This is a genomic window from Archangium sp. (genome assembly GCF_036389735.1).
Taxonomy (GTDB): domain Bacteria; phylum Myxococcota; class Myxococcia; order Myxococcales; family Myxococcaceae; genus Archangium.
This window is the reverse complement of the sequence record NZ_DASVWK010000438.1, coordinates 1-9,018: the sequence shown is the minus strand read 5'-3', so window position 1 is coordinate 9,018 and position 9,018 is coordinate 1. Positions and strand designations below refer to the sequence as shown.

Here is a 9,018-nt window from a genome sequence, read left to right as displayed (position 1 = left end):
CTCGACCTCGAAGAGCGGACCGACAGGCAGGGGCGCCCCCCGTTTTCGCAGCAGGGGCCGTTCGATGCGGAAGGCGACCCGCCCTGGACCGGCGGGCCAGGTCTTCAGCTTGAATCCCGCGTCCAGCAGTGCGCTCGAGGGTTGGCACCGGCTCACGACCGCTCCCGCGTCGAGCACGAGCTCTCCCTCCAGTGCGTTGACGTGGATGGGCTCGGAGAGCCAGATGGGGACCCGTGCGGGCTGACCAGCACGAGGGGTGGCGACACCTGGCATCAGCGCCACCAACCCCAGCTTCCGGAGGTGTTTCAGGAAATCCACCTCGAGCTGGTCGAGGAGCTCATCTCGCGAACCCACGGGGTCTCTAGAGACGGGGGTCACGCGCAGCTCCTCCCATCTCCGGGCGCGCACCGCCTCGCTTCCCTTGACGCGTTCATCCTCGAGCACCCGCGCCTGGAGGGCGTCGGATGCTTCGTCCAGGAACTCCAGCAGGGGCTCGGGTCCCAGGGCCCTGAAGATGACGGGGGCGGACCAGCTCGGGGGATAGCGCTCCTGCTGGTACAGCAGGCTTCGCCCCGCGCCCACGGCCGCCTCCACGTTTCCAGGGGTTTGGCGCAGCAGGCTATCGAAGACGCCTTCGAGGAAGGGGGCGACATCCCGGGCGCTGAACCGATAGCGCATCCCCACCGCGAGTTGGACTCCCGCATGGCTGTCGACGAGGGCTCGCGCCAGGATCCGGGTCGCTCTCGGCTCGTCCGCCGGCTTCTCCTGGGGGGCCCCGGTCAAGCAGCCGACCAGGAGCACGACGGGGATCGGGTGGCTGTCCAGCAGCGTCCGCAGTTGCAGGGCATCGACGCTCCTGGCCTCGAGACCGTCACGGCCCCGCTGTTCGAACCACAACCGGCCGGCAGCGGGATGGCCTGGCTTGATGTCGCCATGACCGATGAAGACGAGGACATGGAACTGGTCGAAGGCGGAGCGCTTCTTGATGTCCTTTTGAACGTCCTCCCAGAGGGCGGGCCTTCCGATTGGGGGCTCGCTGCTGAAGAGCGTCACGGAGATGCACTCCTCGCCATATCTCCTCTTCGCCAGTTCCTCGACGCGCTCGCGAAGCTCGCGGGCCTCGGGGACGTTGCCGCCCTTGTTCTTCGGATTGGAGCGGACGATGAGCACGCGCAGGGGCCAGTCCCGCACCCCCAGGGGACGTTCGGACGGGTGCTCCTCGGGACAGGCATGGACAAGGCCTTGGACGGAAGGGTGCAGGACCAGGGGGCGCGAGTCGATCCTCTCGGCGAGCTCCACCAGCTCGAAGGGAATGTCCGCGAGTCTCTCCGTGGTCTGCTCGCCGAGCAGCAGGTGGGGACGCAGCACGATGCGGAGCCGGCGCTTCTTCTGGAGGAGGTGCCTGCACGCGCTCACCACGATCGGACTGAAATCCGAGGACAGGAGCCACTCGGTCACTGCCTTCGTGATGGGCGCGCACACCTCCTCCGGTGCCGTTCCCGAGCGCAGGTTGATGAGGTCGGCGTCCTTGAGTTCCAGGCGATGGAGCTGGCGGGCCAGCTTGCGGCGCCTGCGGAGCCTCAGGGGAATCCCCTTCCCGCCGACCACCAGCACCAGGTCCTTCGGGTCGTGCTTGCCGGGCCGGATGTCGACGATGAGATCCGCGCTCCTCATTCTCCCCCCTCCAATGCGAGGGGCCGCAACGCTTGCGCCACCAGAACCGGTGGGTGGGCATTCTCTGGGGAGACCTGCGCCTCCACCTGGAGCCAGGGCTCCAGAAGGCGCTCCAGCTCCCGTATCCGTGTGCCTTTTTGTTGGAGCACGGAGCGCAGGGAGAGCGCCTCCAGGAGGTCGGGGTCCATGTCCTCGAGCGTCGAGAGGAACTGGCGGGCGGCCTTGAGCTCGGCGTGTACGGCCGTGGGCTCGATGCGTGAGGCCTCTGGGGGGATAGGAGCCCGCGTGAACTCCAGGCCCAGCCGATGGTGAAGGAAGAGCGCCATGGGGGGGGCTTCCTTCTGGCGTTGGCTGTCCAGCACCGCCTCCTCAATGCTGAGGCCCTGCACGAGTCGGGGATAGAACTGGCGCCAGAACTCCTCGGGCGCCTCGGACGGGAGGGGGCCCACGGGCGCGAGGACGGTGGTCCTGCCGCGCACCTCGCTGGCGAAGTGGGTGCAGGCCCGGTACACAACGGTGGGCTCTGGCTGGACCCGGTGGTCGTGTCCGCGCAGCTTCCCGAGCGATTCCTGGAGGAGCGAGCGCCGTGTCGCCCGCTGGGCGGGGGCGAAACCGCCGCGAATTCCCACGGGCGCGAGGGAGGGGCTCAAGGCCAGCAGCGTGACCCGCGAGCCGGTGAGCCAACCGCACAGCTCACCTGGCGAGAGCTCGTGGTCGCCAAACCGGAGGATTCCTTCCAGGCCAAGGGTGATTCTGCCATCCGCGACGAAGTGGACCAGCTCGTACCCGTCCTTGACCACCTGCTCGAGGGCTTGTCGGGGTGGGGCCGACAGCCTGTGGATGGACAGCTGGAGCGGCCGCCATTCCTCGAGCTCCTTGAAGGTGCGCAAGAGGGCGGGGTTCGCTTCCAGGTTCCCTATCAAGGCCAGACGAAGGCGGCCCTCGCGCAGAGGGACCCGCGGGGGCAGGTCGTCGGGGGGCGTGCCGCGGACGAACGAGAGCGTGGAGCTGACGTGCTCGCCCGTGTAGACGAGCAGCTCCCAGGGCAGGTCTTCCAGCTCGGAGGCTTGCTCATTCGACCACCAGATCCGCACCGGCGCCCGGGCGGCGGGCAGCCTCTCGGTGAAGAGGTCTTGAAGTGACTCGGAGAACTTCTCGAGCAGACGCTCCTTCAAGAACTTGGGAGCCTGGGAGTCGTGCAGTTTCACACGCGTCAGGTCGTCCGCGTAACCTTCCCAGTTCACGCAGAGAGACTCCCTCCGCACGAATGGCAGACCGGCGATCTCCTCCGGCTGGCCAGGTGGGGGCTCGTCCCGCCAGGAGGACTGGAAGAGGGGCAGCTCCGTGTAGATACACACGTCGTATTCGCTGGTGTCGCCCGGCTCCAACTCCTCCCCCACGGGGGAGGTGGGGACCACGCAGAGGAGGATTTCCTTGTAGCGGCCGCGACTCATCGTTCGTCTCTCGAACCCCAAGGCCTCTGGGTAGGATTGTGACGAGGTCGGTCATCCGCAGAACCGGCCTCGCCCGCACGTCCCCTCCTCGGGAGGTGAGGCGGAAGACGTCTCGATCGAGAGAGTCGCTCCCTCCTGGATGTGACGGAGGGTGATGCTGGAGCCTTCCGCCCGCCCGCCTACGCCCCGGCGGCCACCCGCACGCGGTGCACCCTGCGGGCCCGGCGCTCCTCGCGACGCGTGTGGTCGCGGGTCACCATGCCGTAGGTGATGCGGTAGCCGACCCAGGCGATGGGCACGCCGAGCAGCACGCCGCCGATGACGAGACCCAGAATCACCTCGAGCGCGCCGGGGCCGGTGAAGGAGCGCGCGCTGAAGTCCAGCACCCCGGCCTCGACGCCACCGCGCTCGTGCGAGGCCGGCAGGAGCAAGCGCGCGAGGGGGCGGCCGATGACGTAGCACAGGCCGTAGAGGGGAGCGACGGTGACGGGGTTGTTGAGCCACACGCCCACGGCGGCCGCGACGCGCGAGAGCCGGAAGCGGGTCAGCCGGCGAAGGGCCTCGGCCACGACCAGGGCCAGGGGAAGCTGTAGTCCCAGGATGGGCAGCACGGCGATGAACAACCCGAGTGCCATGCCCCCGGCGACCTCACCCGGAGCGCCCGGGCTGCGCAGCAGGCGCACCCGGCCCTGCCTCAGCTTCTTCTTCGCACCTCGCCACCACGACGACACGGTCACCACTCTTCTCAGGCCGAATTCCTTCGGAACCGGCGCCAGGATAATGCGAAGCCCACGCGGGCGCAGGGAGTCCGCGCGGTGCCCGGCTGCTCGCCTGCCACCACGTCAGATGGTCTGCACCGCGCTGGGGAAGGGGCGGAAGCCGAGCGCGGCCTCCACGGTGGCGCGCAGCTCGCCCACGCCCCACGGGGTGGTGAGCGCGAAGTGGAGGATGCTGGACTGACTGAGAGTGGCGGCCTCCTGGCGGCGAAACCGGGCGGATAGGAGGAGGCGGGGGCCTGGGTAGTCGCGCTCCACGAGGCTGGCGAGGAACTCCGCCGCGTTCGCCGCGTCCCCGAGGCCCAGGTCGATGAGGATGGCGGCGGGGGCTGGCGTGAGGTCCAGCAGGGGCTCGGCCAGGGCGAAGGTGTTGGCCGGGAGCAGCTCGAAGCCCGGAGACAGCTCGCGCCAGGCGGCGTCGCGCAGCACGGGGTCATCCGCCACGAAGAGGACGCGGATGACTCCGGAGCGCTGTCGGGAAGGAGGCTCGGAAGACACGACGGCAGCGTAACGCCGGGGGAGAACGGGGGGCAACGCGCCACGCGGCCACTCCGACAGGCAGTGAACCCTGGGCGCACACCCGAGTGCTACGCGCTCACGAGCGTCAGCTCCTTGGCCGGAACCCCCGGCCGCTCGGTCTGGCTGAAATGCATAATGGCCACGTCTCGCGCTCGCCCATCAACCGGGCGAGCGTCCGCCCCGCGAGCGGACAAGCGGGCTCGGGCACACCGAGAATTCCCCGTCATTATCCTCCTGGCATGACTTCCTCATACGGCAGGCGAATCGGCCGGATGCTCGCGACGGCCACCACCCTGGTCGCGCTCGGGACGGCGGGGGCCCGGGGGAAGGACCAGTACCTCTCTCTGCGCACCTCGGGGGCCGTCATCACCGCCCGCGTCACCGACGACAGCGTCTCCGGCCCCGACCTTCAGCTCTCCCGCGATGGGAAGACGCTGCGCGGGAGGGCCTTCGGTCAGACGGTGTTCCTGGGTCTCAATGGCCAGGAGCTGGGCGGCACCGTGGGCCGGGAGCTCACCCGGTTGAGCTTCGAGGACGAGGACGGTGTCACCCAGGTGCGGGGCTCGTTCTACGGCCGCCTCTCGGAGCTGAGCATCAGCGAGGAGTCGTTCACCGGCACGGTGGGCGCGTGCAGCTATGACCTGACGGCCACCGAGGACGGCGGCTACCAGGGCTCGCGCAGCTGCGACGGCCTCCCGGAGCGGCCCGTCGTCCTCGCCATCCCGCCCGCGCTCGCGCGCCAGGGCCCCGCGATGACCCTGGCCACGCTCGCGCTCATCCTGGGCGTCGAGTAGGCGTGCCGCGAGGCGTGGGCCCGCGCCTCTCACCGTGGCTCCCCCTCTGCCTCCAGTGCATCCCGATTGCGAGGCTCGAAGAACCGCTCGCGCAGCAACTTCGGAAGGGCGCGCTTGTCGACGCACAGCAACTGGAGCGCGTCGTTCCACTCCCCGAGCACGGCGATGGCACGCACGTCGGAGTCCTCTCGGTAGAGCGCATTGAGGTTGTGCACGAGCGCCCAGAGGTCCTCCACCTCCCAGCGCTCGGACACCTCTCCGGCGAGGATGTGGAGTTCCAGGACGGGGCGCTCGCGGACATCAATCATCTTGAAGCGCCGCGCCGCCCCGCCCATGGCCAGGGTGAGGGGCCCGACGAGCTCATCGGGCCGCACGCCGAGCGCGACGGCGAGGCCGCCCTCGAGCAGGCCCGCGTCACACAGGCGCATCAGGGAGACGTGGGGAGGCTCGGCGGGATTGACCACCTCGCGAGCCGCCTCCCGGTCCTTGAGGAGGCGCGAGCGTTCGAGTGACTCCAGGAGGGCCATGGGCTCAGTCTACCTCGCCCTCCCAGTAGCCCACCTGCGAAGCCAGGGGGAAGCACGCCTCCAGGGTGCGCGCGGCCGGCCATCACCCCTACCTTGTTGGAGTCCGGGTACACGACGACATCGGGCTCGAGCAGGGTGGAGAAGGGGTGGGCCATGCGTTCCTCCATCGGGGTCGATGAATGGTTGACGCGCCGTGCGGGGTTTCCAACGCTCGCCCGACATGGCCCTCCGCACGGCGGGCGACAATGCGCTGGACTCCGGGGTCTCCTCGCCCTACCGGAAGCCCCCATGAGCCCCTTCCTCCGCCTCCAGATGATGCTCCTGCTCGGCAACGTCGCCTTCATCGGCGCCTGGGCCGTGGCCCTCACGCGGCCCGCGGGCTGGCAGTGGATAGGCGTGCTCCTGCTCGCCTTCTTCGTCGCCCTCCGCGTGGGCGGCACCTGGCTCCGCGCCCGGAAATTCCCCGAGGAAGCCGGACGCTCCCGCAGGGCCGTCATCCTCTCCACCGCCATCGCCGCGCTCGCGGTCGCCCTCTGGGTCTACACCGCCTTCCGCGCGCCCGCCGTTCCCTAGCGAGGCCCCAGCACCGTCCGTAGCCACGCTGTCACACGATAACTGCCCTCTTCCGCCTATTCCCTCGGACTGCTACTCAAAGCATGGTTATGCGCATCGTCGGCATCGCCTAGGAGCAGTGCGCCGCTGCGATTCGCCCAGGAGTGGAGAATTCGATGGAGTTGCACGACGTGAAGGGGAAGGTCGATTTCGCCATTATCACCATCCGAGAGGACGAGTTTCGAGCCGTCCTCGACCGATTCCCTGGTGAGACCGTGGAGAGCCAGAACCGGTTCTACCGGGTCAGCCGGGTGCCAGTAAGTGATGGTTCGACTGCCTTAGTGGGGATTGCTCGTGCATTCGAGCAGGGAACGGGTGAGGCGCAGGCCCTCGCGAGGCAAATTATCGATGACCTAGATCCGCACTGGATTCTGGCTGTGGGAATCGCGGGAGGAGTTCCGGACTTTGAGCACACGTTGGGAGACGTAGTGCTCTCGACGCGGGTCAATGACCTGACGGTTCATGCCGTGTACGAGACCGCTCCTGCTCAATTCGCAATGGCCGGCGGCCCGAGCAGCCAGGAGGTCATAAAACTCGTCACAGCTCTTCCCATTTTGGAGTCTAAAATCCAGGGCTGGAACACGCGGGAGTCGATTGGGAGGAACCGACCGCCCGTGGACTGGAGCAAGCCAGAAGCCCTCTATGGCGATGAGAAGTGGCAGGAACGAGTGCTCGACAGCCTGAAGCACCACTTCGGCCCCTCGGCGACATCTCGGGGACCCCTAGTGCGTGCAGGGCCCATCAACTCCAGCGACGCACTGATCAAGGACACGAAGACCCTTCAGCAGTGCCTCGACCTGACTCGAAACGCGCTCGCGGTAGAAATGGAGGCCGCCGGGGTCTACCGAGCCGTGCGGAGTGGCGGGAGAGAAACCCCCTTTCTATCTATCCGAGGCCTAAGTGACATTGTAGGCTTCAAGCGTCATCCGGACTGGACGACTTATGCGTGCCACTCTGCGGCGGCATTCACGCTCGCGCTGGTGCGGAGTGGCTTGGCGAAGCGCAGGGAAGGAACCCCTCCACACCCTTGATCGCCCTTCCGTCGCCTAGCGAGCCCTCGGCGGAAGGGAGACTGGAGTGGCTCTGGAGGGGAACACAAGGCTCTGCGGAGCGGGGAATCATCAGCATCCTTGCTCTGGGAGAGACGCTGGCCGCAACCGCAATAGCCGCGTACATTGCGCTTCGCTACGGCACGCTCTACCTTGTGGCAAGTGCGTGCATCGCCCCCCTGCTGCTCCTGCGGACTCAGTCTTCGCAAGAACTGGGACTCAGGTGGGGCCTGCGGGCTTTCGAGTGGAGTTGGCGACAACTCGGAGAACCACATAGACGCATCAAACCTCTACCTGACTCATTCTGGGCCTTATTTTTCATACTGCTTGTCAAATTATCATCCAGCGCAGCGTATTTCCTAACACAGTTCACAATCATTACGCTATTAACCCTAGGAACTCGTTGTATTGCCACCTTGGTTTTCTTTTTCAAGACCCCCTTCCAGAGCATCAAGGCAATACCTAGCAACTGGTGGCGCAATATCGCATGTATAGACATTACACACATGCCAGAGCCGCTACCCGGAATCGAGACAGCAACCAGCTTGCTTGATTCCAGCAAACTCGAAGATGCCAAATTCCTGCATCCAAGCATGGCGTTCAAGCTGATTTTAGAAAGCGGAGCAACTGAAGACTGGTTGATCAAACTTCTAAGATGGACGATTGCATCGCTATTCACGCTCTTCGTCGTACTTCCTGCGTGGCTCTACCGCTGGTCTCTAAAGGGAACCTTCCTCCTCTACAGCCCGCTGGTTTGGGTTGCCCACCGAAGCTTTGCGGATAACCCCTGGGATCGACTCCGGGATATTCGCGAACTAGCCTTCCATCGTTTGGTGCGCGGGTACTCTGTATTGGTTCTCTTCCTGCTATTTGCCCGGGTGGCCCTAGACGTCCTGTACCCGTCTTGGTCTGCTCTCTGGACCAAACTCCCTTCAGCTGCGCTACTTGACGTGGCACTCGCGCCACACTCGCTTCCTGTCTGGCAACTCGCCATGAGTATCAACGCCGTTATGGCGTGGGTGCTCTACTTCTTCGCAGATTGGGCGTTGGCTAGACATCGCCGTGGGCGCCCACCCAACAACCTCATTGTCGACGACGGCATTCGAGCGGTCTGGCTCATCCGCACCACTCTTAGTGTCTATGTTATCAGTAACGGGCTCTACGCTGCTGCGACCCTGGCTAGCGTGCTTCCCGGGTAGACCAGTCAAGCTTACGGGCCCGCCTACGAAGCGAGCCCTCGTAACTCCCGCATGGCTCACTTCAAGAATACCTGGGAGCGGAATGTGTACTCAACACATTCTGCTCCGTTAATCTTTATTCTGCACTGGCAACCGGCGCAGATGCTTCTTCATCACCCATCCCTCTACGAGTTTTCCCGATAGATAGTCGTAATAGCGAACCAGTATCCATTTATGCTTCCGTTGAAGCAGCACAACGGATTGATTTCGATAGAGGTCCACTATTTTAGGCGCCTTAGGAGACGGAGCCACCAACAGCCTCGTGTGCCGCTCGACAATATATTGATAGTGCGCAGCAGCATCGAGTTCCATATTCTCTTCGTCTTCGACGTGACGCTCTGATGCTCCCCGCTTGTGTCGGAACTCCGGTACCTG

The 9,018-nt window shown here is 65.6% G+C and carries 10 protein-coding genes; 4 read left to right on the top strand and 6 right to left on the bottom strand.

The window, feature by feature from the left end; all coding sequences use genetic code 11:
- The 4 genes from VF794_RS15745 to VF794_RS15730 form a co-directional block, all read right to left on the bottom strand.
- Window positions 1-1,674 (bottom strand): CHAT domain-containing protein (locus tag VF794_RS15745; protein WP_331111214.1); only part of this gene is annotated, 1,674 nt, incomplete at its 3' end.
- Complete coding sequence (locus tag VF794_RS15740; protein ID WP_331111213.1) at window positions 1,671-3,128, bottom strand: hypothetical protein; 1,458 nt, start codon at window positions 3,126-3,128, stop codon at window positions 1,671-1,673. The genes VF794_RS15740 and VF794_RS15745, both read right to left, overlap by 4 nt.
- A gap of 179 nt (window positions 3,129-3,307) precedes the next feature.
- A complete protein-coding gene (locus tag VF794_RS15735; RefSeq protein WP_331111211.1) occupies window positions 3,308-3,859 on the bottom strand; it encodes a DUF2062 domain-containing protein in 552 nt (183 codons plus the stop codon).
- Window positions 3,860-3,970: 111 nt separating this feature from the next.
- Window positions 3,971-4,402 (bottom strand): hypothetical protein, encoded by a 432-nt coding sequence (locus VF794_RS15730; RefSeq protein WP_331111209.1) that lies wholly within the window; start codon window positions 4,400-4,402, stop codon window positions 3,971-3,973.
- Between the two features lie 260 nt (window positions 4,403-4,662).
- On the opposite strand from VF794_RS15730, the gene VF794_RS15725 reads away from it, so the two are divergent.
- Complete coding sequence (locus VF794_RS15725) at window positions 4,663-5,217, top strand: hypothetical protein (RefSeq protein WP_331111207.1); 555 nt, start codon at window positions 4,663-4,665, stop codon at window positions 5,215-5,217.
- Between the two features lie 29 nt (window positions 5,218-5,246).
- Here the strand turns inward: VF794_RS15725 and VF794_RS15720 are convergent, their stop codons facing one another.
- Entirely contained in the window at window positions 5,247-5,744 is a 498-nt protein-coding gene (locus VF794_RS15720; RefSeq protein WP_331111205.1) for a hypothetical protein, read from the bottom strand.
- Window positions 5,745-6,032: 288 nt separating this feature from the next.
- On the opposite strand from VF794_RS15720, the gene VF794_RS15715 reads away from it, so the two are divergent.
- From VF794_RS15715 to VF794_RS15705, 3 genes are all read left to right on the top strand, one after another.
- Window positions 6,033-6,317, top strand: a complete 285-nt coding sequence (locus VF794_RS15715) for a hypothetical protein (protein WP_331111203.1) — start codon at window positions 6,033-6,035, stop codon at window positions 6,315-6,317.
- A gap of 155 nt (window positions 6,318-6,472) precedes the next feature.
- Complete coding sequence (locus VF794_RS15710; protein ID WP_331111202.1) at window positions 6,473-7,387, top strand: hypothetical protein; 915 nt, start codon at window positions 6,473-6,475, stop codon at window positions 7,385-7,387.
- Window positions 7,388-7,821: 434 nt separating this feature from the next.
- The gene (locus tag VF794_RS15705; RefSeq protein WP_331111201.1) at window positions 7,822-8,604 is read left to right on the top strand and encodes a hypothetical protein; all 783 of its coding nucleotides are present in this window, start codon (window positions 7,822-7,824) and stop codon (window positions 8,602-8,604) included.
- Between the two features lie 108 nt (window positions 8,605-8,712).
- Here VF794_RS15705 and VF794_RS15700 read toward each other — a convergent pair.
- A partial coding sequence (locus VF794_RS15700; RefSeq protein ID WP_331111199.1) for a hypothetical protein occupies window positions 8,713-9,018 on the bottom strand: 306 nt, incomplete at its 5' end.